Raw genomic sequence first — 23012 nt, forward strand, 5'->3', positions numbered from 1 at the left:
TATTCAGGAGATTATTTATCGATTAAATTAAAGTCGCCCTGGTTATAGCGTAAGCCGGCGACGTTTTCGGCAGCGAAAATATGATCGATGGTGAGAATATCTTCAGGCGAGAGCATAATATCGGCCGCAGCGGCATTATCGCGCAGGTGATTGATTTTTCGTGCCCCGGGGATCGGCACGATATCTTCGCCTTTGCTCATCACCCAGGCGAGAGCCATCTGCGCCAGGGTGGCATCGTAGCGGCCGGCGACCTGCTGCAGATGGTCGAGCAACTGCTGGTTTTTGCGCATGGTTTCGGCCTGGAAGCGCGGCAGATTGCGACGAAAATCATCGGCAGCGAAGAGGCTGGGGTCGGTGATTTTGCCTGTCAGGAAGCCGCGCCCCAGCGGGCTGTAAGGGACAAAGCCCACCCCCAGCTCGCGGCAGGCCTTGAGGATGCCGCCCTCCGGCTCACGGGTCCACAGCGAGTATTCCGTCTGCACCGCGGTAATCGGATGCACCTTGCAGGCCCGGCGCAGCGTCTGGGCTGACACTTCCGACAGCCCGATGTGGCGAATTTTACCCTCTTTAACCAGGTCGGCCATGGTGCCCACCACCTCTTCCACCGGCACCGCGGGATCGACGCGGTGCTGATAGAGCAGATCGATGGTCTCGATATTCAGCCGCTTCAGCGACCCTTCCACCGCCTCGCGAATATGTTCCGGACGGCTGTCGACGCCGGCCATCCGCTCCAGCCCCTGGCCGGTCGGCAGAATACGAAAGCCAAATTTGGTGGCAATCTGCACCTTATCGCGAATGCCTTTAATCGCTTTCCCGACAAGGACTTCATTGTCAAAAGGCCCATACACTTCGGCGGAATCGAGGAAGGTCACGCCCATGTCCACTGCGGCATGGATGGTATTTATCGCCTGCGACTCCTCAGCGCCGCCATAGGCAAAACTCATTCCCATACACCCGAGACCCAATGCGGAAACCTGGAACTTCTCTTTTCCGAGATAACGTGTTTTCACCTTATTTTCCTTACGTGCTGAATGTTATTAAATATATACTTCCCTTTTACATTGATAACAATTAATCTATTCCGAACGCGGTGTTAGCTGGAAATTAACAATGAAAACGTTGCCTGATTTGCAACAAATTGAAATATTAATACTCATAGTGAAACATGGTAGTTTTCGACAAGCTGCCAGAGCATTAAATCTTTCACCGCCGGCCCTCACCAGCGCTATTAATCATCTGGAAGAAAAATTAGGCGTGCGCCTGCTCAATCGCTCGACGCGCAGTTTGTCTTTAACCGCCGTGGGTGAGGAATTTCTTAATAATATGACGCCGGTGGTGAATGATTATCGCCGGGTAGTCGACAGTCTGAATTATCACCGTCTGACCCCGGAAGGGGTGGTGAAAGTCAATTTACCGCGCATTGTTCTCGACCTTTTCTTTCAGCGCTATTTTATTGCTTTTAAAACCGCCTATCCAGACGTGACGCTGGAGCTGTTTACCACCGATCGGAAAGTGAATATTATCGAGTCCGGTTTTGACGCTGGCATTCGTTATTCCCGGGATGTGCCCAAAGATATGATTGCCATCCCCTTTGGCGAGAAACTGTCGCTGATCCCGGTAGCCAGCCCGGACTATCTCCGCCAGGCCGGAGCGCCCGACACCCCGCAGTCGCTGATCAATTTTCGCTGCATCAACCGATGTTTTCCCAGCGGCGAAAAGTACCGGTGGGAGTTTATCAGCCCCGACGGCGAGCCAGGCGAAGTCGCAGTCAAAGGCGATCTGGTCGTCGATTCCGATACGGCGATGATCCAGGCGGCGGAGAGCGGACTGGGGATCGCCTTTGTCTATCAGTCGCTGGTCTCCGCGCAACTGAACGCCGGCAGCCTGATCCGCTTATTGCCCAGCTACCGCTACCCGGCGGATCATTTCTGCGTCTACTATCCGAGTCGCAAACATATTCCCGCGCCCCTGCGCGCTTTTATCACCTGGGTGATGGCGCAGAATAAGAGCATCCTCCATGAGTAAATGGCCTGAGGGGGTATCCTCCTGTTCGCTACAATAAACGCACACACCGTTAACCCTTATTTATCCTTTCCCTTGAATTTCGTCGGTCGTCAGGCATAAACTCGTTAGAGCTCTAACGATTTTGGCAGACGACCTATGGACCATCGACAGCTAAACTTCTCCCATCTTTTATATCTGACTGCCCATCACTGGCGGCTGGCGGTTAATCGTCGGCTGAAAAACCTCGGCCTCAGCCAGGCCAGCTGGGTAGCGGTCGCCGCTATCGCCCGCCATCACCAGCCGCTGTCGCAAAGCGAACTGGCGCAGGAGCTGGGAGTGGAGAGCGCGACCATTGTGCCGCTGATCAACCGCCTGGTGACCCTCGGCCTGGTGGAGCGCGTCACCACCGACCGCGATAAACGCAAGCGGCTGCTGGTGGTCACCGACCAGGGGCAGGCCCTCTTCGAGCAGGTCAAAACGGTGGCGGACGATCTGCGTGAAGAGATCCTGACGGCGATTACTCCGCAGGAGCGGGAACAAACTCAGCGGGTGCTGGAAAAGCTGTTGCGCGAAGTGGAGAAGAAATAATGCCCCGTCGTCAGAGTAACCCTTACGCCCCCCATGACTGGGCGCCGCATGAAAAACCGGCCCTGCTCGGCTCGCCATCGACGCCGCTGCACAGCCCGGCGAAGCGCCTGGCCTACGGGGTGGTCGGGCTGCTGGTGTGCCTCACCGGCGCGCTGGGCAACGCGGTAGTCACCGCCAATCTGCAGCTGCTGCAGGGCACCTTCGCCGCCTGGTCGACGGAGATCGCCTGGCTGCCGGCGGTGTATGTCATGACCAACGTCTCCATCAACCTGCTGCTGGTGAAATTTCGTCAACAGTTCGGGCTGCGCGCCTTTACCGAAGGCTTTCTGGTGCTCTATGTGCTGGTCACCTTCTTCCACCTGTTCGTCAACGATCTCAGCTCGGCGATGATGGTCCGCGCCGCCCACGGCATGGTGGCCGCGGCGCTCAGCTCGCTGGGGATCTACTATCAGGTGCAGGCCTGGCCCGCACGCCACCGCCTTAAAGGGCTGACCATCGGTATCACTGGCTCGTCGCTGGCCATTCCGCTGGCGCGCCTCTTTTCCACCGAGCTGCTGCAGACCGACGAATGGCGCGGGCTCTACTTCTTTGAACTGGGGCTGGCGCTGGTGTCGCTGGCCTGCGTCATCGCGCTGAAGCTGCCGCCGAGCGATCGTAAAAAGGTGTTCGAGAAGAAGGATTTTATCACCTTCTTCCTGCTGGCCCCCGGCATGGCGCTGGTGTGCGCGGTGCTGTCGCTGGGGCGGCTCGAGTGGTGGTTCGAAGCGCCGTGGATCGGCTGGTCGCTGGCGGCGGCGGTGGTGCTGATCGTCGCTGCCATCGCCTTCGAGCATAACCGCAGCAATCCCCTGCTCAATACCAAATGGCTCTCCAGCGGCAGTATCCTGCGCCTCGGTCTGATTATGCTGCTGATCCGCATCGTGCTGGCGGAGCAGAATACCGGGGTGATCGGCTGGCTGCAGTACGTTGGCCTGCAAAACGAACAGATGACCAACCTTGCGTGGTCAATTTTCGCCGGCATTCTGTGCGGGATCATTGCCAGCTGCCTGACGCTTAACCCGCAGAAGCTCTACTGGCCGACCGCCACCGCCCTGGCCCTGATCATGGTGGCCTCGCTGCTCGACAGTCAGTCCAACGCCCTCACCCGCCCGGAACAACTGATGTTCAGCCAGTTTTTGCTTGGCTTCGGCAGCGCCTTTTTTCTGGCGCCGGCGATGCTCGCCGGTATTGGCGGGGTATTCGCCGATCCGCGCAACCTGGTCAGCTTCTCGGTGCTGTTCGGCATGAGCCAGAACATCGGCGGCCTGCTGGGATCGGCGATCCTCGGTACTTTCCAGACCTGGCGGGAGAAATTTCACTCCAGTCAGCTGGCGGATCAGATCACCACCCTCAACCCGCTGATCGTCGAGCGCCTGCAGCAGTACAGCCAGATGTACCAGAGCCAGATCGGCGACAGCACGCTGCTTAACGTCCAGGCCACGACGCTCCTGCAAAACGCCGCGACGCTGCAGGCCAATATTCTCGCCTGGAATGATACCTATCTGCTGACGGCGGCGATCTCCGCCGGGACGTTAGTGTGGGTTTTCTGGCGCTTAATTCGCTTACGACTGACCGCCCGTATCGCTTTAAAACGCGCCACTGGCAGCAAATAATTATCATCATTTCATCTCTGGAGTCGTTATGAGTCAGCAGGATGCGGCCAAACAACAGGCCAATACCCGAAACAACATTCGCGTGGTCTCCATTTTTACCGCCGCGGCGATAGGCCTCGTCGGCGTACTGGTGATCCTCTATGCCTGGCAGCTACCGCCGTTCACCCGGCATAGCCAGTTTACCGACAACGCCTACGTGCGCGGGCAGACCACCTTTATCAGCCCACAGGTCAACGGCTACATCACTGCCGTCAACGTCAAGGATTTCGCCATCGTTCAGCCGGGCGAGGTACTGTTCCAGATAGACGATCGCATCTATAAGCAGCGGGTGCACCAGGCCCAGGCCACCCTGGCGATGAAGGAGGCGGCGCTGCGCAACAACCTGCAGCAGCGCAAAAGCGCCGAGGCGACGATCGCCAAAAACGAAGCCGCGCTGCAAAACGCCCGCGCGCAGAATCTGAAAATCCAGGCCGATTTAAAAAGGGTGCAGGAACTGACCGCCGATGGCTCGCTGTCGATCCGCGAGCGTGATTCCGCCCGCGCCAGCGCCGCCCAGGGGGCAGCGGATATTGAACAGGCGAAAGCGGCGCTGGAGATGTCGCGCCAGGATCTCGAATCGACCATCGTCAATCGCGATTCGCTGGAGGCCGACGTGGCCAGCGCCAAAGCCGCCCTCGAACTGGCGCAGATTGACCTGCAGAATACGCAGATCATCGCCCCCACCGGCGGCCAGCTGGGGCAGATTTCGGTGCGTCTTGGCGCTTACGTCAGCGCCGGAACCCATCTGACTTCGCTGGTCCCGCCACAGCACTGGGTGATCGCCAACCTGAAAGAGACCCAGCTGGCCGATGTGCGTATCGGCCAGCCGGTTACCTTCACCGTTGACGCGCTCAACGGCGAGACCTTCCACGGCAAGGTGCAGAGTATCTCCCCGGCGACCGGGGTGGAGTTCAGCGCTATTTCGCCGGACAACGCTACCGGCAACTTCGTCAAGATCGCCCAGCGCATCCCGGTGCGCATCACGGTTAACGAGGGGCAGCGCAACAGCGAGCGCCTGCGCCCCGGCATGTCGGTGCAGGTGACCATTGATACCCGCGCGGAGAAGCAGCCATGATCCGCCCGGTCACCCTTGTCATCGTCCTGGCGCTGGTCGGCTGTCAGTCCGCCGATGTCCAGCGCGCGCAGCCGACCCTGACCATCCCTGCCGCCTGGCGGGCCGACGTTGGCCCTGCCAGCCCGGTGGAAGGCGTATGGTGGCGCAATTTTCATGACAGTGCGCTGAATCAGTATGTCGACCGGGCGCTGCGCTATAACAGCGATGTGCTGATCGCCCGCGAGCGGGTCAATGAGTATCAGGCGCGGGCGTATGCCGCCGACAGCAGCCTTTTTCCCTCGCTGGATGCCAGCCTGACCGGCACCCGCGCCCGCGCGCAGTCCGCCGCCACCGGCCTGCCGATCCACAGCACGCTGTACAAAGGCGGCCTGACCGCCAGCTATGATGTCGATATCTGGGGCGCGAACCGCAGCGCGGCCAGCGCCGCCGGGGCCAGCCTCGAGGCGCAGAAAGCCGCTGCCGCCGCGGCCAATTTGAGCGTCGCCGCCTCGGTGGCCGTGGGCTACGTGACGCTGCTGTCGCTGGATGAGCAGCTGCGGGTCACGCAGCAGACGCTCCAATCACGGGAAGACGCCTGGCGGCTGGCCAAACGTCAGTTTGAAACCGGGTATACCTCGCGCCTTGAGCTGATGCAGGCGGATTCGGAGCTGCGCTCAACGCGGGCGCAGATCCCGCCGCTGCAGCACCAGATTGCGCAGCAGGAAAACGCCCTCAGCGTGCTGCTGGGGGATAACCCCGGCGCGGTCAAACGTGGCGAATTCGCCGGGCTCACCCCGCTGCGTCTGCCCTCGCAGTTGCCGTCCACCCTACTCAACCGCCGCCCGGATATCGTACAGGCCCAGCGTCAGCTGGTAGCCGCCGATGCCACCCTGGCCTCGTCGCAGGCGCAGCTGCTGCCGTCTATCAACCTGACCGCCACCGGCAGCCTGCAGGACCGGACGCTGCCGGATCTGCTCGACGATCCGCTGCGACTGTGGAGCATTGGCGGTAGCATCCTGGCGCCGCTGCTTAACCGCCAGGCGTTAAACGCCCAGGTGGATGTCTCCATGGCCCAGCGCAACCAGGCGCTGTACAGCTATGAGAAAACGGTGCGCGGCGCGTTCAAAGAGGTCAATGACAGCCTTGACGCCATTAGCCGCTACGGCGAACAGTTGACCGAGCTGCAGGGACAGGTGGCGGTAGCGGAGGAAACATTGCGCATTGCGCAGAATCGCTACCGTAACGGCTACTCTTCGTATCTGGATGTGCTTGATGCCCAGCGAACGCTGTTCTCCACCCAGCTTAGCGTGGTCCAGGTGAAGAATAACCTGCTGCTGGCGCAGATCGATCTGTACCGGGCGCTGGGAGGCGGCTGGATGAACGCGTGAAAAGCCTGCTCGCGTCGGTCCGCCACCGTCCGGAGCGCGGAAGCCAGTATTCAGGCCGGGATAGCGTTGCGCCACCCGGCCACTACTACCACCAGGGAGTTAATCTATGCAACAACAGTGGTCTGCTGTCGATAATTACATGATTTCTTCGCTTATTCCTGATGATGACGTGCTGAGACAGGTTCTGGAAAACAACAAACGCGCCGGGCTACCTGAACATGATGTTGCGGCCAATCAGGGGCAATTTCTGGCGCTGTTGGTGCGCATGACCCAGGCGCGGCGGATCCTTGAAATTGGCACGCTCGGCGCCTATAGCGCCATCTGGATGGCGCGTGCGCTGCCCGCCGACGGAAAGCTGATTACCCTCGAGGCCGACCCGACGCATGCGGGGGTGGCGCGCCAGAATATCCGCCTCGCCGGGCTAAACGAGCGCATTGAGCTTATTGAAGGACCCGCGCTGAACACGCTGGAAAATTTCGAGGATGTGCAGCCATTCGACCTGATCTTTATTGATGCCGATAAACCTAATAATCCTCACTATCTGGAGTGGGCGCTGCACTATTCCCGCCCCGGGACGCTGATCGTGGGCGATAACGTGGTGCGCGATGGCGAGGTGATTAATGGGCAAAGCGATGACGCGCGTGTGCAGGGCGTGCGTCGGTTTATCGAGATGATCGGCGATAACCCGCGGCTCACCGCCACCGCGCTGCAGACGGTGGGCATTAAGGGATGGGATGGCTTTACGCTGGCGCTGGTGAATGGCTGAGATCCGGGCGGCCTGATGCCCTCACCCCGGCCCTCTCCCCCAGAGAGAGGGAGAAACCCCGCTCTCCTGCCCGGCAGCACCAGCCTGCATGAACCTATGCTGCCGGGCCCGCGGGGCTTTCTGCCGCGGAGGATCATCGAGGATAATAGGTATACTGGTAGTGCAGAGACTGATCTTTCATTGCCCCTGCAGCAGGCTGCTCGCCATACTCCGCAGTACAGTTCCCCTCGGGATCCCACCCTAAACAACGGGCCTGGCGTGGTCCATTATACGTTGAGGTCGTTTCCCGGGATATCCAGCGCCCTTTTTCATCCCAACGCAGCGTCGAGGTGGAGTCCGAGTCAGCCATGCGGCTAAGGCGCCCATCCGTATAGCGGTAATCGACAGCAAGCATGACCATCATACCGCCGTTGACCGTTTTACGGACCAGGCGGTGCCGGTCGTCATACTGATAGGTGGTCGTATGCAGGACTTTGGGCGGTTGCTGCGTCGCGGACACATTTTCGGCGCGCACAATCCGCCCGAGAGAATCGGTATAAAACTGTTCGCGCATCACCATCTTGCTGATATTTCCCGTCGCGCTCCGGGTCTGCCGGATATATTCCCGCATCCATCCTTTATCATTTCGCCAGCGAACATTATCTCTGACGATCGTTGAGCCATGTGCGGTGTTAAGGGTTTTTGCCCGCTCATAGCTTGCCAGCCGGCGGCATCGCGCGAAACGAAGGGCGCCATATTCGTTATTCTGGCTGCCGACGATTTGCACGCTCTGCACTTCGCCGTTCAGCGGCGGAAGGGAGGTCAAAATAAAAAAGTTCGCATCGTTGATCGCCCGCTGTGTTTCATCGCAGGAGGAAGCGTCAACGAAGGGTTTACACGCGGGCATCACAAGGATAGCCAGCGCCAGCATGAGGAATTTGTCCATATCAAGAAGGGTAAAAATAGACTCCGTGTTCTGGTTTTCCTGCGAAACAAGGCTAAAAATACGCGAAGACGGCCGATGACCCAAGCCGGCAGGTCGATTTTCAGATTCCGTTCATTTTTCATTCGGCGGGGAAGCATCAGGGCGGGGAGATAACCGGGTACGGCGTACGGCTTCGCGACCGCTCCCGGGTTTCCCCTGCCCGGCAAGCACTGCGCCGCCGGGCAGGGAAAAGGGTGGGATTACGGCGTCACCTGCTCCATCGCCTGCAGGACACGTTTGTCCGAGATGGGGTACGGGGTCCCCAGCTGCTGGGCGAAGAAGCTCACCCGCAGCTCCTCGATCATCCAGCGGATCTCCCGGACATCGTCGTCCTCACGGCGGTTCGGCGGTAGCTTATTCAGCCACTGCTGCCACGCCTGCTGCACGCTCTCAATTTTCAGCATCTGCGCGCGGTCGCGGTGCGGATCGATAGCCATCTTCTCCAGGCGCTTTTCAATCGCCTGTAGGTAGCGCAGCGTATCGCCAAGACGACGGAAGCCGTTGCCGGTGACAAAGCCGCGGTAAACCAGCCCCGCCATCTGCGCTTTGATGTCCGACAGCCCCAGCGCCATGGTCATATCCACCCGGCCTTTCAGCCGTTTGTTGATATTGAACACCGCAGTGAGGATCTGCTCGACCTGTTTGGCGATCTCCACCACCGTCTCGTTGAGCTCGGCGCGAACTTTATCGTGCAGCTGGTTGAAGCCCTCTTCCGTCCATACCGGACCGCCCGCCTCGTCGATAAGCTTATCAACGCCGCAGGAGATGCAGTCGTCAATCAGATCCAGCACTTTGCCGTACGGGTTGAAATAGAGCCCGAGCTTGGCTTTGTTCGGCAGTTTCTCGTGCAGATACTTAATCGGCGACGGAATGTTAAGCAGCAGCAGGCGACGCAGACCGCGCCACATGGCCTGCTGCTGTTCCTGTGGATTATCAAACAGCTTGATGGCCACGCTGTCGCGCTCGTCCACCAGCGCCGGCCAGGCTTTCACCTTATAGTTGCCGCGCTTCTGTTCATAGCTTTCCGCCAGGGTGCCAAAGCTCCAGATATGCAGCCCGCTCTGCTCGATGCCATCATCAGCAACCGCCGACAGCGTCTCCTGAACTTTGCCCTTCAGCGCCTCTTTCAGCGCCTGCAGCGAGCGCCCTTCCTGCAGCTTCTTGTTTTTATCATCCACCACCCGGAAAGTGATTTTCAGGTGATCGGGCACCTGATCCCACTGCCAGGCTTCGCGGTCGATGGTCACGCCGGTCATCTTACGCAGCTCGCGCTCCAGGGAATCGAGCAACGGCAGCTCAAGCGGCGTCGCCCGGCCAAGAAACGCTTCCGCATAGTTGGGAGCCGGGACAAAATTGCGCCGCACCGGCTTCGGCAGCGATTTTATCAGCGCGATAATCAGCTCGCGACGCAGGCCGGGGATCTGCCATTCAAACCCGGCCTCCTCCACCTGGTTCAGCAGCGGCAGCGGAATATGCACCGTCACGCCGTCGGCGTCGGCGCCCGGCTCAAACTGATAGCTAAGCCGCAGCTTAAGGTTGCCCTGATGCCAGAAGTTCGGATAGTCCAGCTTGCTAACCTGCTCCGCCCCTTCCTTAATCAGCATGCTCTTCTCAAAGTTGAGCAGATCCGGCGTCTCTTTGCTGGCCTGCTTCCACCAGCTGTCGAAGTGGCGGGCGGAGATGACGTCGTGGCTGATGCGCTGGTCGTAGAATTCGAACAGGGTCTCGTCGTCCACCAGAATGTCGCGGCGGCGCGACTTATGCTCCAGCTCTTCGATTTCCGCCCGCAGCTTCAGGTTCTCCCGGAAGAAGGCGTGGCGCGTTTGCCAGTCGCCCTCCACCAGCGCGTGGCGGATAAACAGCTCGCGGCACAGCGCCGGATCGATCTGGCTGTAGTTGACCTTACGCGCGCCCACGATCGGCAGGCCGTAGACGGTGACCTTTTCCGTCGCCATCACCGCGCCCTGCGCCCGCTCCCAGTGCGGCTCGCTGTATGAGCGTTTGATCAGGTGCTGCGCTACCGGCTCCACCCACTCCGGCTCAATGCGGGCGGCAATGCGGCCCCACAGCCGGCTGGTCTCCACCAGTTCCGCCACCATCGTCCACTTCGGCGGCTTTTTAAACAGACCGGACCCCGGGAAAATGGAAAAGCGGGCGTTGCGCGCCCCGGTAAACTCCTGTTTATCGGCATCCTTCATGCCGATGTGCGACAGCAGACCGGTCAGCAGCGCGGTATGGATCTCGCGATATTCCGCTGGCTCGCTGTTGATCGGCAGGCCAAGCTCCTTCACCACCTGGCGCAGCTGGGTATAGATATCCTGCCACTCGCGCACGCGCAGATAGTTCAGAAAATCGACCCGGCACTGACGGCGGAACTGATTCGACGACAGGGCTTTCTGCTGTTCGCCGAGATAGTTCCACAGGTTCACAAAGGCAAGGAAGTCAGACTCTTTATCGTGAAAGCGGCGGTGTTTTTCGTCAGAGGCCTGCTGTTTGTCCATCGGCCGCTCGCGCGGATCCTGAATCGACAGCGCGGAGGTGATGATCATCGCTTCTCGCACGCAGCCGTGCTTCTGCGCCTCCAGCACCATCCGCGCCAGACGCGGGTCTACCGGCAACTGGCTAAGCTGACGGCCCATCGGGGTCAGCTTGTAGGCGGTGGCCTGCTCATCGGTGGTGATGGCGCCCAGCTCTTCCAGCAGGCGCACGCCGTCCTGAATGTTGCGCTTATCCGGCGCTTCAACGAACGGGAAGGCGGCGATATCGCCTAAGCCCAGGGCGGTCATCTGCAGGATGACCGACGCCAGGTTGGTGCGCAGAATTTCCGGATCGGTAAATTCCGGGCGCGACAGGAAATCGTCTTCTGAATAAAGACGAATACAGATCCCTTCCGAGACGCGACCGCAGCGGCCTTTACGCTGGTTGGCGGAGGCCTGGGAAACTGGCTCGATCGGCAGGCGCTGCACCTTGGTGCGGTAGCTGTAGCGGCTGATACGCGCGGTACCGGGATCGATAACGTACTTAATGCCCGGTACGGTCAGCGAGGTTTCCGCCACGTTGGTCGCCAGCACGATGCGTCGTCCACTGTGCGGCTGGAAGACGCGGTTCTGCTCGCTGTTGGACAAGCGAGCGTACAGCGGCAGCACTTCGGTATGGCGCAGATCCAGCTTATTCAGCGCATCGGCGGTATCGCGAATCTCCCGCTCGCCGCTCATAAAGATCAGAATATCGCCGGGCCCTTCGCGCCCGAGCTCATCGACGGCATCAAAGATCGCCTGCAGCTGATCGCGCTCGGTATCGTCCGCCTCTTCCACTATCGGCCGATAGCGCACTTCCACCGGGTAAGTCCGCCCGGAGACTTCGATAATCGGCGCATTATTGAAATGCTTTGAGAAACGTTCCGGGTCGATGGTCGCCGAGGTGATGATAATTTTCAGGTCAGGACGGCGCGGCAGCAGCTCTTTCAGATAGCCGAGCAGGAAGTCAATGTTCAGGCTGCGCTCGTGCGCTTCATCGATAATGATGGTGTCGTACTGCATCAGCAGGCGATCCTGCTGGATCTCAGCCAGCAGAATACCGTCGGTCATCAGCTTGACCATGGTGTTGTCGCTGACGTGATCGCTAAAGCGGACCTTATAGCCGATACAGCCGCCCGGCTCCGTTTGCAGCTCCTCGGCGATACGGTTGGCGACGGTTCGCGCGGCCAGACGACGCGGCTGGGTATGGCCGATTAGCCCTTTCAGCCCGCGGCCCAGCTCCATGCAGATTTTTGGCAGCTGGGTGGTTTTACCCGAACCGGTCTCCCCGGCGACAATCACCACCTGGTGATCGCGTACCGCCTCGAGAATTTCTTGTTTTTTCTGGCTAACCGGCAGATTTTCCGGATAGGTGATGGCCGGACGCGCCGCTTCGCGCAGCAGGACTTTACCGGCTGCCTGGCTTATCTCCTGCGCCATCTCCTGAATGATGGCCTGTTGCGATTCAGGATTTTTAACCTTCTTCACGCCGTGCAGACGGCGGGCAAAGCGCGTTTTGTCGCGCAGCATCAGGCCGTCGAGCTGTTGATAAAGCTGGGGGAAGGTGATTTTTTGTTGTTCTGTCATAGCGTTATCGGGCAGAGCTCTGCCGGGAAAATCTCTTTTGAAGTATTGCCTTAGAGTACCACATCTGCGCCACTCATGCCTTGTTCAAAAAATCTGAACATAGGATTCGATATATTGCGCTATCTCTGTGGCGCGATTGTGAATACAGTGTCATCAAGCACCAGGGCACTGACCCGTCAATCACATTAAAAAAGGAAACACCCATGAGCAAAGTATTAGTTCTGAAATCCAGTATTCTGGCAGGGTACTCACAATCTGGTCAGCTTTCCGACTATTTTGTTGAACAATGGCAGGAAAAACACCCGGGCGACGAGATCACCGTGCGTGACCTGGCCGCTAATCCGATCCCGGTTCTGGATGGTGAACTGGTTGGCGCCCTGCGTCCGAGCGACGCGCCGCTGACTCCGCGTCAGCAGGAAGCGCTGGCCCTTTCCGACGAGCTGATCGCTGAACTGAAAGGCAACGATGTGATTGTTATCGCTGCGCCGATGTACAACTTCAACATCCCGACGCAGTTGAAAAACTATTTCGACCTGGTGGCTCGCGCCGGCGTGACCTTCCGCTACACCGAAAAAGGGCCGGAAGGTCTGGTGACCGGTAAACGCGCAGTCGTCGTGACCAGCCGCGGCGGTATCCATAAAGATACCCCGACCGACCTGGTCACCCCGTACCTGTCTACCTTCCTCGGCTTCATCGGCATCACCGACGTGAACTTCGTGTTCGCCGAAGGTATCGCTTACGGCCCGGAAGTCGCGGCCAAAGCGCAGTCTGACGCGAAAGCGGCCATCGACAGCGTGGTTGCAGCCTAATAGTTAACTCCTCTCGCTGCCGGCGGGAGGAGATTTTTGCTTTTTCTCGTAGCGCAAATACCCCACCACGCCTCCGCCGCCATCTTTTGGATGATTCACGCCGTCGTTGACTTCCACGCAAGGAAAATCGAAAGGTGAAACGCCGTCAATGCAGGCCACATTCACCCCATACTGCTGTGGGTTTGATCGCCGTTGATGAAAGGTGTAGATCCCGCATACCGAGCAGAAAAAGTGCACGGCTTCCCCTGTATTAAAGCGATACTCTGTGAGCTTATCCCTGCCGCGTACCACATCGATTCCTGAACGCGGCGAAGAGACCGCGACCGCCCCACGCATTCGACAATATGAACAGTTACAGCGCCGAACGGTGTTGAAGCCGTCGCTGAGCTCAACGGTAAAGGCCACCGTACCGCAGTGACAGTGAGCGGATAATTTCTCTGCCATTATATTTACTCCTCAAGTGGAGGATTTTGGCCGCAGGTTTTCATCAAACTCCAGCCGCTTACGCCCGTCTTCCACTTCCCGTAATGGCTCAACCTGGTGCAGCGTCTGCTTACAGCGTTCCACCAGCACCTGGTATTCACGGGTACCGTGCTTTTTCCACGCCAGCTCCTGTTCGCTCAGGACGCGAATCGCTTTTGCCGGGCTGCCGATAATCAGATGGTTGGCGGGCATCTCGGCGTTGGCTTTGACGAAGGCCGAGGCGCCGACAATGCTGTTTTCGCCGATAGTCGCCCCGTCGATAATCACCGCGCTCATGCCCACCAGCGCGTTGCGGCCAATTACGCAGCCGTGCAGAATAGCGCCGTGGCCGATATGGCCCTCCTCTTCCACCACCGTATCCTGGCCTGGGAAGCCGTGCATCACGCAGTTGTCCTGTATATTGGCCCCGTCTTTGACCACGATGCGGCCAAAATCGCCGCGCAGGCTGGCGTTGGGCCCAACATAGACCCCTTTGCCGAGGATCACGTCGCCAATCAACACCGCGGTCGGGTGGACGTAACTCTCCTCCGGCACCACCGGGGTCAGTCCATCAATCTGATAAATCGGCATGCAACCTCCTTATGCGCCCGGCAAACCGCCAAAGCGCTGATAATAGAGCGGGCCCGGCGCGGGAAGCTCGCCGACCGAGCTTTCACCTTTCTCGCTGACGAACGCCAGCGCGCCGGGACTCACCCGTTGGTAAATATTGATACACAGCTGGCGGGCGGTTTGCCCCGCCCAGTGCGCCGGCAGCAGCTCTTCCGGCAGCAGCGGATCTTTGAGCACCACCCGGCGATAGAAATGAATCAGCAGGAGCTGGATCTGAAAGCTGCGCTCCGGCGTTAACTCCGCGGGGTCGCAGTCACGGAGCAGCGGCAGTATCGGCCGGAATAGCGAGATGAACGATTCATACATCTCGTTTTGTTCGGTGAGATGCCAGCACTCCTCTACCCGGCTGCGCAGCGCCGCCCGGGAGAGCGCCAGCGGCGAGTGGGCTTCAAAACAGATGACGTTTTCGGCGACGCCTGCTTCGTGGAGCAGCGACTGGACATCCGCCAGCTTTTGCGACGGCGAGGCTAACAGGCTCGGGGCCAGCGCGCCAAATCCCTGCCACAGCAGCTGCTTTTTGACGTCGGCCAGCACATTTTTTTCCAGGCCTTCTGAGAGCAACAGCAGCCAGGTACCATCCCATTCCGGGGCTTTCGCCCGATAAATTTTATGTTCCGCACGACGGGTCAGGCGCAGCCCTTTGTCACTCAGACGATAGAAGCTGCGGCGGCCGATACGGACGACATCAAGCCACTCTTCTTTATTGAGGCGAAACAGCGCGGTGCGGACGAAGCGCTCGCCGAAGCCTAATCCTTCCAGCAGCGCCGCGACGCTGCCCAGCCACACTTCCCCACCGCGTTGTAATAAGGCGTCGCCATACAGCGAGGCGATCAATGACGTGCCGCTGATCGGCGTCGCCGTCACGGCTTGTTGAATAAAGGCGTCGAGTTTACTCATCTGATTCATGCTGTTGTTATATTTTTCCTTTATGAATCATAGCACAGGAATTTCCCCGGCTGAGGGCGTAAAGACCTCAGCCGGGCTAACCGCGTAGCCCCGGTCAGCGCAGCGCCACCGGGGAGAGGTTTAACCGCTGACCACCGCTTTACGCAGATCAAATACCCGACAGGCTTTGCCTTCAGAGCGCGGAATGCTGCCGCAGTTGACGATAGTGATATCGGTGGAGATCCCGACCATCGACTTGATGCGGTGGCGCAACTGGTGACAAATCTGGCAGCGCTGCTCGTGACTCAGCGCCAGCCCGCTCTCTTTCAGCTCCACGCGCACCGCCAGCGAATCAAGATGGCCGCGGCGATTGACCTCCAGCTGGTAGTGCGGCGCCAGATGTTCAAACTTAAGGATCTCCTCTTCCAGCTGCGACGGGAAGACGTTAACCCCGCGGATGATCAGCATATCGTCGCTGCGTCCGCTGATGCGGTCCATACGGCGCATGGTGCGGGCGGTGCCCGGCAGCAGGCGCGTCAGATCGCGGGTACGATAGCGGATCACCGGCAGCGCCTCTTTGGTCAACGTGGTGAACAGCAGTTCGCCGTGTTCGCCATCGGCCAGCGGCGTGCCGTCGTCCGGGTTAACGATTTCCGGGAAGAAGTGGTCTTCCCAGATGGTCGGGCCGTCAACAGTCTCCAGACACTCCATCGCCACCCCCGGACCCATCACCTCCGACAGACCGTATATGTCCAGAGCGGTGATTCCCAGCCGGCGCTCGATCTCCGCGCGCATCGCCAGGGTCCACGGCTCGGCGCCAAAGACGCCGACGCGTAATGAACAGCCGCGGGCATCGCCGCCCATCTGGCGCTCCAGCTCTTCAATCAGATTCAGACAGTAGGACGGCGTCACCATGATCATATCCGGCTTGAAATCACGGATCAGCTGCGCCTGTTTTTCGGTCTGTCCGCCGGACATCGGGATCACCGTCGCGCCTAAGCGTTCTGCGCCGTAGTGCGCGCCAAGGCCGCCGGTGAACAGGCCATAGCCGTAGGCGACGTGAATTTTATCTTTCGCCGTGCCGCCGGCGGCGCGCAGCGAACGGGCGACGATATTGGCCCAGTTATCAATATCGTTCTGCGTGTAGCCCACCACCGTCGGTTTGCCGGTGGTCCCGGAAGAGGCGTGAATGCGCACCACCTGCTCCATCGGCACCGCGAAGGTATCGAAGGGATAGTTGTCGCGCAGATCCTGTTTGGTGGTGCACGGGAATTTGGTCAGGTCGCTCAGTTCGCGAAAGTCGTCAGGGTGCACGCCGGCGGCGTCGAATTTGCGACGATACATCGGCACATTGTTATACGCATGATTCAGGGTCCACTTCAGCCGTTGGGTTTGCAGGGCCTGCAACTCATCACGCGAGGCGGTTTCAATCGGATCTAATTTTGTAGTAGTTATCATTGTAGGGTACTCGCAGGTAAATTAGCTCACACTCGCTCGAGGATCATGGCGATGCCCTGACCCACGCCAATACACATCGTACACAACGCATAGCGCCCGCCGCGGCGCTGCAGCTCAAGGCTGGCGCTCAGCGCCAGACGCGCGCCGCTCATGCCCAGCGGATGGCCTAACGCGATGGCGCCGCCGTTGGGATTCACATGCGCCGCATCGTCCGGCACGCCCAGCTGTCTGAGCACGCCCAGGGCCTGGGCGGCGAAAGCCTCATTCAGCTCAATCAGATCCATATCGTGGATATTGAGTCCCGACCGCTCCAGCACTTTACGCACCGCCGGTACCGGCCCCAGCCCCATCAGCCGCGGTTCGACCCCTGCCGTCGCCATCGCCACGATACGCGCGCGCGGCGTGAGCCCCTGGATAGCGGCCTGCTGTTCGCTGGCGACGATCAGCGCCGCGGCGCCATCGTTGACGCCGGAAGCATTGCCCGCGGTAATGACGCCGCCCTGGCGGAACGGCGCTTTCAGTTGCGCCAGCTGCTCAAGCGTGGTTTCCGGGCGCGGATGCTCGTCCTCGCGCACGTCGCTGACCGCCCCTTTCCGGCCGACAATCTGCACCGGCACGATCTCCTGCGCCAGAATGCCATCGCGCTGGGCCTGCGCCGTGCGCTGCTGGCTGCGCCAGGCGAAAGCATCCTGATCGGCGCGGCTAATATTTAACAATTCAGCTACATTCTCGGCCGTTTCCGGCATGCTGTCAGTTCCGAAGTGTTGCGCCATGAGCGGGTTCACAAAACGCCAGCCAATGGTGGTGTCAAACAGCTCCGCCTGACGCTGATACGGCGCGCTGGCCTTCCCCATCACAAACGGCGCGCGCGACATCGACTCCACGCCGCCGGCAATCAGCAGATCGGCATCGCCGGCTTTGATCGCTCTGGCGGCAAAGCCGATCGCATCCAGACCAGACCCACATAGACGGTTAATCGTGGTGCCCGGTACGGTATGCGGGAAACCGGCCAACAGCGTCGCCATATGCGCCACATTGCGGTTATCTTCGCCCGCCTGATTCGCGCAGCCGTAAATCACGTCATCGATCGCGGTCGGGTCAAGCCTCGGGTTGCGGCTCAGCAGCGCCCGCAGCGGGATCGCCGCCAGGTCGTCGGCGCGCACGCTGGCCAGCGCGCCGCCGTAGCGGCCAATCGGCGTGCGGATCCCGTCACAAATAAAGGCCTCGCGCATTAGACTTCTCCTGTGATTGTGCCGCCGATGCGGTGCGATTTGCCGCGAAACAGGGCCACAATTTTTTGCTGTTGATTAACAATTTCAATGTCGTAGACCCCGGTCAGCTTGCCCTGCTGTTTGACTCGGGCGGTGGCGACCAGCCGGTCCCCGGCAAACGCCGGGCGAAGGAAATCAATGCTGGCCGCCGAAGCCACCGCCGCCAGCCCCTGGCTGTTACAGGCGTAGGCGAAAGCGGTATCGGCAAGGGTAAATAGCTGACCGCCGTGACAGGTTTGATGGCCGTTAAGCATGTCCGGCGAGACGGTCATGGTCATCTGCGCAAAACCATCGTCCATTTCGATAAGTTCGATCCCCATCTTTCTGGCGCAGGTATCTTTTTCGTACATCACGCGCGCGTTGCGCCACGGATCATTGCTCATGGTGCTTCTCCATTAGCGCCTTCTGGCGCAACAGGGAACCGGGGCGATAGCGCTCCTCGCCATAATGGTGATGCAGGTTCTCCAGCAGGCGCAGCACGCGGCGCCAGCCGAGGCTTTCCCCCCACGCCAGCGGGCCCTGCGGGTAGTTGACGCCAAGACGCATGGCGGTATCGATATCCTGCGCGCTGGCCACCCCTTTCTGCAGTGCGTCCAGCGCTTCGTTAACCAGCATCGCCACCGTGCGCCACACCAGCAGGCCGGGATAATCGGCGATGCGCAGCACTTTCTTGCCCTGCTGCTGGAAATAGTGCACCGCTTTGTCCGTCGCCGCCGGCGCGTTGGTCGCCGCGGCGGCCAGCACCACCGTATCGCTGGCGCACAGGTCATACACCACCACCGGACGGCGATGCTTAACGCTCAGCGCCAGGGCGGTTTCGCCTTCGGTCTCCAGCAACAAAAGCTCGTCCAGTTCGGTGACACTGTCACTTACCGTCATCACGGATTGCGCGCCAGTGGCGACCGGCGGCAGCGTCACCTCCGGCTGCGTCTCCGCAGGCCAGCGATAGACGCCGTGACCGCTCTTTTTCCCCAATCGCCCGGCCAGCGCCAGCTCCTGCTGCAGGAGCGATGGCAGGTAACGCCGGTCCTGCCAGAAGGCGTTAAATACCGAGCAGGTCACGGCGAAGTTGACGTCCTGGCCAATCAGGTCCGTCAGCGCCAGGGGCCCCATCGGGAAGCCGCCGCCGTCACGCAAAGCGGCATCGATAACTTCCGGGGCGGCCACCTGCTCCTCCAGCGCCCGCCAGGCTTCAGCATAGAACGGACGCGCCACGCGGTTAACGATAAAGCCGGGCGTCGAGCGGCAGCGAACCGGCCGTTTCCCCCAGCCGCTCACGCACTGGCACAGCTGCTCCACCACTTCCGCAGACGTCGCCAGGCCGCTCACCACCTCGACCAGCTTCATCACCGGCGCAGGATTAAAAAAGTGCAGCCCGGCCACCCGCTCCGGGTTTTTGACCCCGGCGGCGATGGCGGTAATCGAAATCGACGAAGTGTTGCTGGTCAGCAATGTTGACGGCGAGCAGATCGCCGCCAGCTGCGCGAACAGCGCCGCTTTCACCTCCAGGCTTTCAGAGGCCGCTTCGATCACTAAATCTGCGTCGGCCAGCGCGGCTAAATCGTGGGCCGGATACAGCCGCGCCAGCAGCGCGTCGGCCTGCTCTGACGCCAGTTTGCCGCGCTCGACCCGAGAGGCAAGACGCCTGGCAATGCCATCGATCGCCCGGACGATGGCCTGATGATCGATGTCGTAAATCAGTACCGGGTGCCCGGCGGCAGCAGCCACTTCGGCGATGCCGGCCCCCATGGTGCCGCTGCCGATCACCGCCACGTTGGCTAAGGATGTCGTCATCATCTATTTCCCGCTGAACTGTGGTGGCCGTTTGGCCAGAAACGCGCTGACCCCTTCGCGGTAATCATCGCTGCGCCCGGCGAGGCGCTGATAATCGCGCTCCAGATCCAGCTGCGCGTCGAGACTGTTGGTTTCCGCCGCCAGCAGCGCCTTTTTAATCAGCCCAAGACCAAACGTCGGCTGGGCCGCCAGATGGCGCGCCAGCTGCAGACTGGTATCCGCCAGTTCGGCATCGTCCACCAGTTGCCAGATCATTCCCCACTGCGCGGCCTGTTCCGCGCTGAGGCTGTCGCCCAGCAGCGCCAGCCCCATCGCGCGCGCGCGGCCAGCCACCCGCGGCAGGAACCAGCTGCCGCCGCAGTCCGGCACCAGCCCGAGCTTGCTGAACGCCATCACAAACTTGGCCGAACGCGCGGCCAGCACGATATCGCAGCCCAGCGCCAGGGTGGCGCCTGCGCCAGCGGCTACGCCGTTGACCGCGCAGATAACCGGTTTCGGCAGCGCCGCCAGACGGCGCACTAACGGGTTGTAAAAGCGTTCCACCGACAGGCCGAGATCCGGCGGCGGACCACTGGGGTCGACGTTGCGGTCATTCAGATCCTGGCCGGCGCAAAAGCCGCGGCCGGCGCCGGTGATCAGCAGGCAACGTACGCCGTCGTCGCGCTCGGCCTGCTTCAGACATTCCGCCAGCTGCTGATGCATCCGATCGTTAAAACTGTTGAGGCGGTCCGGGCGATTGAGAGTGATGGTCATGACGCCCTGTTCCACTGCGCTGAGAATGAAAGCTTCCACGATTAGCGTCCTTTAAAGTCCGGGTTACGTTTTTGTAAGAAGGCGTCGATGCCTTCGCGGCGGTCTTCGGTGGCGCTCAGCAGGCTGAACAGCTGGCGCTCCTGCTGGAGACCGGCCTGCAGGCTCACTTCCTGCGACAGGCGCAGCGACTGTTTCGCCGCCCGCAGCGCCAGCGGCGCATGGCGGGCGATGGTGGTCGCCAGTTGCAGGGCATACTCATCGGTTAACGCCGCCGGATGGACATCGCTCACCAGCCCGGCCTGCTGCGCCTGACGGGCGTCAATACTCTCGCCGCTCAGCACCATCCGGCTGGCCAGCGCCTTGCCAACGCTGCGGATCAGCCGCTGGGTGCCGCCAGCGCCCGGCATTATGCCGAGGGTAATTTCCGGCAGGCCAAAGCGGGCGTTGTCCCCGGCGACAATCAGATCGCACAGCAGGGCCAGCTCGCAGCCGGCGCCGAGGGCGTAGCCGTTGACCGAGGCGATCAGCGGTTTGGGGAAGGCATTCATACGCGCCCACAGCCGCGGGCGGATATCGTCCAGGGTCGCCGGGAGATCTTTCTCCGCCATCTCATTCAGGTCGGCCCCGGCGGCAAAGAAGCGCGGGTTACCGCTGATGACGCAGACGCTGACGCGGTTATCAGCGGCCGCGACCTCCAGCGCCTCGGCAATCTGGGTTAATAAGGCATTGTTCAGTGCATTGCGGGCCTGCGGACGGTTGAGCGTCAGCTGCAGCACCCGGCCATGGCGGTGGATCAGCAGCTCGCTCATGCCATCCCCCGCGCGTCAAAGTCGACAACTACGTCGCCGCTGGTGGGCAGCGCCTGGCAGCTCAGTACATAACCCGCCGCCAGCTCATCCGCTTCGAGGCTATAGTTGGCGGCCATCGCCACTTCGCCGCGCAGCACTTTGCATTTACAGGTGGCGCACACCCCGCCCTTGCAGGCAAACGGCAGGTCTGCCCCCTGACGCAATGCGGCATCCAGGATGCTGTCGTCTTCGGCGCTGAGGGCGATCAGCCGATCGCGCCCGTCCTGGCGGATGGTGACCGTGCGTCCCTCCGCCTGCACCCCGGCGGCGCGCTTAACGCTGCCGCCCGGCGTATTGAAGCGTTCGAGATGAATCGATTTCTCCGCTACGCCAAGTTCACGTAACGTTGCTTCCGCCTCGTCCATCATCGTCGCCGGACCGCAGATAAAGGCCTCGTCGAAACGGCTGAAATCCAGCAGATGGTCAGCGAGCTGGCGCAGTTTGTCGCCGTCAATGCGCCCCTGTAAAAGATCGCTGTCCATCGACTCCTGGCTGAACAGATGTATCACCTGCAGGCGCTGCGGATAGCGGTCTTTTAAATCGGCTAGCGCCTGGCGGAACATCATGCTGTGGCTGTTGCGGTTACCGTAGATCAGCGTGAAGCGACTGTACGGCTCGGTGGCCAGGGTGGCGCTAACGATCGCCATCATCGGCGTGATCCCGGAGCCGGCGGCAATCGCCAGATAGTCGCCCTGCCGTTCGGCCTGAGGCTGATAGCCGAAATGCCCCTGCGGCACCATCACCTCCAGCTCCATCCCCTGCTGGATATCGTGCTGGGCGTAGCGCGAGAAGCGCCCGCCGTCGATGGCTTTGATCGCGACGCTGATCTCTCCCGGCGTGCGGCTGCGGCAGATGGAGTAACAGCGGCGCAGCTCTTCACCGCCCAGACGGGCTTTTAGCGTCAGATGCTGGCCCGGGCGAAAACAGTATTCCGCCTGCAGGGCTTGCGGGATCGCAAAAGTGATGGTCACCGCATCGCGGGTTTCCGGCTCGACTCTCGCCACCTTAAGCGAATGGAACGTCGTCATGGCAACCTCAAATACATTTAAAGTAATCAAAAGGTTCCCGGCAGCTGTCGCAGCGATAGAGCGCTTTGCAGGCCGTGGAACCGAATTCGCTAAGCAGCGAGGTATGGGTGCTGCCGCAGCGTGGACAACTCACCTCGGCGGGCATATCCGCATGGCAGGCGTGCCCCTGGGGCGGGCTGATGCCGTACTGGCGCAGGCGCTCGCGGGCATCCTGACTCATCCAGTCGGTGGTCCACGGCGGATCCAGCTGCAGGACGATGTGGACCGGCAGATAACCATGCTCGCTCATCACTGCGCGGATCTCCCCCAGCAGATGCTCCGTCGCCGGACAGCCCGAATAAGTCGGGGTAAAGCCAATCACCCAGCCGTCGCCGTGGCGCGCGACGCTGCGCACCATGCCGAGATCGGTGATGGTAAGCACCGGCACTTCCGGGTCCGGGATCGCGCTTAACAATCCCCAGATGGCGCGCACCTCGGCGGGAGCGATGTCATCTAAACGTTGCATCTTCTCCTCCC

General features: G+C 60.6%; 21 protein-coding genes. 7 read left to right on the forward strand and 14 right to left on the reverse strand.

Annotated elements, in window-relative coordinates; all coding sequences use genetic code 11:
- Positions 1-11: 11 nt before the first annotated feature.
- A complete protein-coding gene (locus GT756_RS00520) occupies positions 12-1010 on the reverse strand; it encodes an aldo/keto reductase (RefSeq protein ID WP_017898722.1) in 999 nt (332 codons plus the stop codon).
- 100 nt (positions 1011-1110) lie between these two features.
- Here GT756_RS00520 and GT756_RS00525 point away from each other — a divergent pair, with 100 nt between their 5' ends.
- The 6 genes from GT756_RS00525 (at position 1111) to GT756_RS00550 (ending at position 7491) form a co-directional block, all read left to right on the forward strand.
- Positions 1111-2025: a LysR family transcriptional regulator gene (locus GT756_RS00525; RefSeq protein WP_017898723.1), complete on the forward strand. Its 915-nt coding sequence runs from the start codon at positions 1111-1113 to the stop codon at positions 2023-2025.
- Between the two features lie 135 nt (positions 2026-2160).
- The gene (locus tag GT756_RS00530; RefSeq protein ID WP_004204063.1) at positions 2161-2592 is read left to right on the forward strand and encodes a MarR family winged helix-turn-helix transcriptional regulator; all 432 of its coding nucleotides are present in this window, start codon (positions 2161-2163) and stop codon (positions 2590-2592) included.
- Positions 2592-4244, forward strand: a complete 1653-nt coding sequence (locus tag GT756_RS00535) for an MFS transporter (protein ID WP_017898724.1) — start codon at positions 2592-2594, stop codon at positions 4242-4244. Before GT756_RS00530 ends, GT756_RS00535 begins: the two co-directional genes overlap by 1 nt.
- A 28-nt stretch (positions 4245-4272) precedes the next feature.
- A complete protein-coding gene (locus GT756_RS00540) occupies positions 4273-5358 on the forward strand; it encodes an HlyD family secretion protein (RefSeq protein WP_004204059.1) in 1086 nt (361 codons plus the stop codon).
- Positions 5355-6725 carry an efflux transporter outer membrane subunit gene (locus GT756_RS00545; protein WP_004204058.1) on the forward strand — a complete coding sequence of 457 codons (1371 nt, stop codon included), beginning with the start codon at positions 5355-5357 and terminating at the stop codon, positions 6723-6725. The genes GT756_RS00540 and GT756_RS00545 overlap by 4 nt, the downstream gene beginning before the upstream one ends.
- 106 nt (positions 6726-6831) lie before the next feature.
- Entirely contained in the window at positions 6832-7491 is a 660-nt protein-coding gene (locus GT756_RS00550; RefSeq protein ID WP_004204056.1) for an O-methyltransferase, read from the forward strand.
- Between the two features lie 133 nt (positions 7492-7624).
- Here GT756_RS00550 and GT756_RS00555 read toward each other — a convergent pair whose 3' ends face one another.
- Both GT756_RS00555 and hrpA read right to left on the reverse strand, forming a co-directional pair.
- On the reverse strand, positions 7625-8401 hold the full coding sequence (locus GT756_RS00555) for a hypothetical protein (protein WP_224052058.1): 777 nt from the start codon (positions 8399-8401) through the stop codon (positions 7625-7627).
- A 254-nt stretch (positions 8402-8655) separates the two neighbouring features.
- Positions 8656-12558, reverse strand: a complete 3903-nt coding sequence (hrpA, locus tag GT756_RS00560; RefSeq protein ID WP_160124500.1) for an ATP-dependent RNA helicase HrpA — start codon at positions 12556-12558, stop codon at positions 8656-8658.
- Positions 12559-12761: 203 nt separating this feature from the next.
- On the opposite strand from hrpA, the gene azoR reads away from it, so the two are divergent.
- On the forward strand, positions 12762-13367 hold the full coding sequence (azoR, locus tag GT756_RS00565) for an FMN-dependent NADH-azoreductase (RefSeq protein WP_002902889.1): 606 nt from the start codon (positions 12762-12764) through the stop codon (positions 13365-13367).
- Between the two features lie 3 nt (positions 13368-13370).
- Here azoR and GT756_RS00570 read toward each other — a convergent pair whose 3' ends face one another.
- The 11 genes from GT756_RS00570 to paaD form a co-directional block, all read right to left on the reverse strand.
- On the reverse strand, positions 13371-13814 hold the full coding sequence (locus GT756_RS00570; RefSeq protein WP_100098442.1) for a GFA family protein: 444 nt from the start codon (positions 13812-13814) through the stop codon (positions 13371-13373).
- A 9-nt stretch (positions 13815-13823) separates the two neighbouring features.
- On the reverse strand, positions 13824-14420 hold the full coding sequence (gene paaY, locus GT756_RS00575; protein WP_004204049.1) for a phenylacetic acid degradation protein PaaY: 597 nt from the start codon (positions 14418-14420) through the stop codon (positions 13824-13826).
- 9 nt (positions 14421-14429) lie between these two features.
- Positions 14430-15356 (reverse strand): phenylacetic acid degradation operon negative regulatory protein PaaX, encoded by a 927-nt coding sequence (gene paaX / locus GT756_RS00580; RefSeq protein WP_174562414.1) that lies wholly within the window; start codon positions 15354-15356, stop codon positions 14430-14432.
- A 129-nt stretch (positions 15357-15485) separates the two neighbouring features.
- Positions 15486-16802 (reverse strand): phenylacetate--CoA ligase PaaK, encoded by a 1317-nt coding sequence (gene paaK / locus GT756_RS00585; RefSeq protein ID WP_023318113.1) that lies wholly within the window; start codon positions 16800-16802, stop codon positions 15486-15488.
- 26 nt (positions 16803-16828) lie between these two features.
- On the reverse strand, positions 16829-18034 hold the full coding sequence (pcaF, locus tag GT756_RS00590) for a 3-oxoadipyl-CoA thiolase (protein WP_160124502.1): 1206 nt from the start codon (positions 18032-18034) through the stop codon (positions 16829-16831).
- Positions 18034-18456 carry a hydroxyphenylacetyl-CoA thioesterase PaaI gene (paaI, locus tag GT756_RS00595; protein WP_004204043.1) on the reverse strand — a complete coding sequence of 141 codons (423 nt, stop codon included), beginning with the start codon at positions 18454-18456 and terminating at the stop codon, positions 18034-18036. Before paaI ends, pcaF begins: the two co-directional genes overlap by 1 nt.
- Complete coding sequence (locus GT756_RS00600) at positions 18446-19870, reverse strand: 3-hydroxyacyl-CoA dehydrogenase (RefSeq protein WP_174562415.1); 1425 nt, start codon at positions 19868-19870, stop codon at positions 18446-18448. The genes paaI and GT756_RS00600 overlap by 11 nt, the downstream gene beginning before the upstream one ends.
- On the reverse strand, positions 19871-20659 hold the full coding sequence (gene paaG, locus GT756_RS00605) for a 2-(1,2-epoxy-1,2-dihydrophenyl)acetyl-CoA isomerase PaaG (protein ID WP_049092120.1): 789 nt from the start codon (positions 20657-20659) through the stop codon (positions 19871-19873).
- 2 nt (positions 20660-20661) lie between these two features.
- Entirely contained in the window at positions 20662-21429 is a 768-nt protein-coding gene (gene paaF, locus GT756_RS00610) for a 2,3-dehydroadipyl-CoA hydratase PaaF (protein ID WP_160124503.1), read from the reverse strand.
- The gene (gene paaE, locus GT756_RS00615) at positions 21426-22496 is read right to left on the reverse strand and encodes a 1,2-phenylacetyl-CoA epoxidase subunit PaaE (protein WP_004204038.1); all 1071 of its coding nucleotides are present in this window, start codon (positions 22494-22496) and stop codon (positions 21426-21428) included. The genes paaF and paaE overlap by 4 nt, the downstream gene beginning before the upstream one ends.
- A 7-nt stretch (positions 22497-22503) precedes the next feature.
- Entirely contained in the window at positions 22504-23001 is a 498-nt protein-coding gene (gene paaD / locus GT756_RS00620) for a 1,2-phenylacetyl-CoA epoxidase subunit PaaD (protein WP_004204037.1), read from the reverse strand.
- Positions 23002-23012: the final 11 nt, after the last annotated feature.

It is taken from the genome of Klebsiella sp. Q2, from assembly GCF_009900705.1.
Lineage (GTDB): Bacteria > Pseudomonadota > Gammaproteobacteria > Enterobacterales > Enterobacteriaceae > Klebsiella > Klebsiella quasipneumoniae.

What these genes read in the sequence shown, in the direction of transcription:
- GT756_RS00600 (WP_174562415.1), bottom strand. Translation starts at nt 19,870, where the DNA reads ATGATGACGACATCCTTAGCCAACGTGGCGGTGATCGGCAGCGGCACC.
- azoR (WP_002902889.1), top strand. Translation starts at nt 12,762, where the DNA reads ATGAGCAAAGTATTAGTTCTGAAATCCAGTATTCTGGCAGGGTACTCA.
- paaK (WP_023318113.1), bottom strand. Translation starts at nt 16,802, where the DNA reads ATGATAACTACTACAAAATTAGATCCGATTGAAACCGCCTCGCGTGAT.
- GT756_RS00535 (WP_017898724.1), top strand. Translation starts at nt 2,592, where the DNA reads ATGCCCCGTCGTCAGAGTAACCCTTACGCCCCCCATGACTGGGCGCCG.
- paaE (WP_004204038.1), bottom strand. Translation starts at nt 22,496, where the DNA reads ATGACGACGTTCCATTCGCTTAAGGTGGCGAGAGTCGAGCCGGAAACC.
- paaF (WP_160124503.1), bottom strand. Translation starts at nt 21,429, where the DNA reads ATGAGCGAGCTGCTGATCCACCGCCATGGCCGGGTGCTGCAGCTGACG.
- paaI (WP_004204043.1), bottom strand. Translation starts at nt 18,456, where the DNA reads ATGAGCAATGATCCGTGGCGCAACGCGCGCGTGATGTACGAAAAAGAT.
- GT756_RS00545 (WP_004204058.1), top strand. Translation starts at nt 5,355, where the DNA reads ATGATCCGCCCGGTCACCCTTGTCATCGTCCTGGCGCTGGTCGGCTGT.
- hrpA (WP_160124500.1), bottom strand. Translation starts at nt 12,558, where the DNA reads ATGACAGAACAACAAAAAATCACCTTCCCCCAGCTTTATCAACAGCTC.
- paaD (WP_004204037.1), bottom strand. Translation starts at nt 23,001, where the DNA reads ATGCAACGTTTAGATGACATCGCTCCCGCCGAGGTGCGCGCCATCTGG.
- GT756_RS00555 (WP_224052058.1), bottom strand. Translation starts at nt 8,401, where the DNA reads ATGCTGGCGCTGGCTATCCTTGTGATGCCCGCGTGTAAACCCTTCGTT.
- paaX (WP_174562414.1), bottom strand. Translation starts at nt 15,356, where the DNA reads ATGAGTAAACTCGACGCCTTTATTCAACAAGCCGTGACGGCGACGCCG.
- GT756_RS00550 (WP_004204056.1), top strand. Translation starts at nt 6,832, where the DNA reads ATGCAACAACAGTGGTCTGCTGTCGATAATTACATGATTTCTTCGCTT.
- GT756_RS00530 (WP_004204063.1), top strand. Translation starts at nt 2,161, where the DNA reads ATGGACCATCGACAGCTAAACTTCTCCCATCTTTTATATCTGACTGCC.
- paaY (WP_004204049.1), bottom strand. Translation starts at nt 14,420, where the DNA reads ATGCCGATTTATCAGATTGATGGACTGACCCCGGTGGTGCCGGAGGAG.
- GT756_RS00540 (WP_004204059.1), top strand. Translation starts at nt 4,273, where the DNA reads ATGAGTCAGCAGGATGCGGCCAAACAACAGGCCAATACCCGAAACAAC.
- GT756_RS00525 (WP_017898723.1), top strand. Translation starts at nt 1,111, where the DNA reads ATGAAAACGTTGCCTGATTTGCAACAAATTGAAATATTAATACTCATA.
- pcaF (WP_160124502.1), bottom strand. Translation starts at nt 18,034, where the DNA reads ATGCGCGAGGCCTTTATTTGTGACGGGATCCGCACGCCGATTGGCCGC.